Below are 1,816 nucleotides of genomic sequence, written 5' to 3' on the forward strand. Positions count from 1 at the left end.
ATTCAGATGCTAAGGATTTATATAAATCAACGATTTCTTTAGCTAAATCAGTAAATGTAATGCTTGTCATTAAATGATCTTGACTATGCACCATTAACAAAGTAATAGTATTTTCTTTTCCTTGTGCTTCCGCTGTTAACATTTTTGTTTGAGAATTATGTGCACAAACCAAAGATTCTTGAGCAGATTTTAGCTTTTTTTCTGCCTCTTCAAAATCAAATCGTTTTGCTGCTTGAATTGCCTCCATTGCATTATTTTTTGCATCACCTCCATACATAATTAATCCCATTACTGCTTGCATTGTTTTCTCATCCATATTTTCCATCTATTTCATTAATCCTTCCGCTAAATCAATTACTTTTGATCCATTCATCATTCCATAATCAGTCATTGGAATGACTGCAACAGGAATACCTTTAGGTTTCAAATTTTGTTCAAATTGTTGAAGCATATATCTTACTTGGGGTCCTAACAGTACAACATCAACATTTTTATCTTCTACATATTGATCAGCTTCTGCCACTGGAACTGCAAAAATTTCTACATCTAAATTCTTTACCTCTGCAGCTTTTTGCATTTTTGTTACTAACAAACTAGTACTCATTCCAGCCGCACATGCTAACATAATCTTTTTCGACATCATTATTCTCCTATCTATTAATTGATCTTGCGATAACAGACACTGTATGTCTGATTCCTCTAATTGCTTTACTTAGTTCATAAATATTTTCTACCGGTGCTACACCACCATATCCTGCATCACCAATGTGCTGAATATCAACACCACAAATCTTATTACGAATTGCAATATCTCGAATTGTTGAAACATCAGAGCTTTCTTGACTGGTACCAATAGCTGAAAGGACTAAGCCGCCCTTCTTATGAACTTCTTTTACAATTTCAACTAAATCTTTTTCTTGAAATCCTGGAACTGTTCCGACAGCCGGTACTAAGATAATATCTGCACCAGCATTTAATAATTTTTGTGTAATCTCCACATCTACAATTGCTTCATCTACTCCAGCCCCATGCATCTTACCCGCAATAATCAACCCAGAAAACGTTTTCCTTGCTTCTTCAATAACTTTAAGAATCTGTTTATTTGATACACCAGTTCCTGGATTGCCTGTTAAACAAATAAAATCAAACCCTAAATCTTCTGCACGTTTTAAAGTTTGTATATTTGCTTGTCTCCCAATTTCTAATTCTAGACGTTCTTCTTGTAACTCGGCATTTAGATCAACAGGTTCTAAATTTACACCTATCGGACATCCGATTAAAGAATGTAACTCTTCAATAATATTATTTTCTTTACTATCTAACCCAAAAATTTTTGGATGCAATACATCTAAACCATTTAATAAAATTAAATCTGCGCCAAATGCTCGAGCAATTTCAGCATTAGTAATATCACCTATAAAACTTTCTCTTGGTGCAACATTTTCTGACAGTACAACTCTTCCTTCACTGGCCCTAATACTCTGCTTTAATTCTTGGGCATTCATCTTCAAAATTTCTGAAGAGTTTGTACTAATAAGCCTTTTAACCACGGAAATCTCTCCATCCTTATCTACAGTTCTATTAAATAATTGTTTCTTATTAACAATGAACAATCATTTTTATTATTTTTGCTTGAATATTTTTGACTACATATAGAGTTATAATCCTTTTAAAATAAAAAATCACTCTTTGAAAAACTCATAAAAACTAAATCAACTCCCTTCTTATTCAAGACATTAATTTAAGATACTTTAGTTTGTTTTTATAATTATAAAACCCCTTTCATCATTGCTTTTAATAATATTCTATTATCAAT

At 32.1% G+C, this 1,816-nt stretch carries 3 protein-coding genes; all 3 read right to left on the bottom strand.

The features are described 5' to 3' along the window. Positions 1-316, bottom strand: a 316-nt coding sequence (locus A5883_RS12155) for a PTS lactose/cellobiose transporter subunit IIA (protein ID WP_396336521.1), incomplete at its 3' end; no start/stop codon positions are given. Between the two features lie 9 nt (positions 317-325). Then, positions 326-643, bottom strand: a complete 318-nt coding sequence (locus tag A5883_RS12160; protein WP_086338679.1) for a PTS sugar transporter subunit IIB — start codon at positions 641-643, stop codon at positions 326-328. Between the two features lie 7 nt (positions 644-650). Continuing rightward, complete coding sequence (locus A5883_RS12165) at positions 651-1,550, bottom strand: DUF7916 family protein (protein WP_086338680.1); 900 nt, start codon at positions 1,548-1,550, stop codon at positions 651-653. Between the last annotated feature and the right edge of the window lie 266 nt (positions 1,551-1,816).

The sequence above is a fragment of the Enterococcus sp. 5B3_DIV0040 genome, assembly GCF_002140755.1.
GTDB classification, from domain to species: Bacteria; Bacillota; Bacilli; order Lactobacillales; family Enterococcaceae; genus Enterococcus_D; species Enterococcus_D casseliflavus.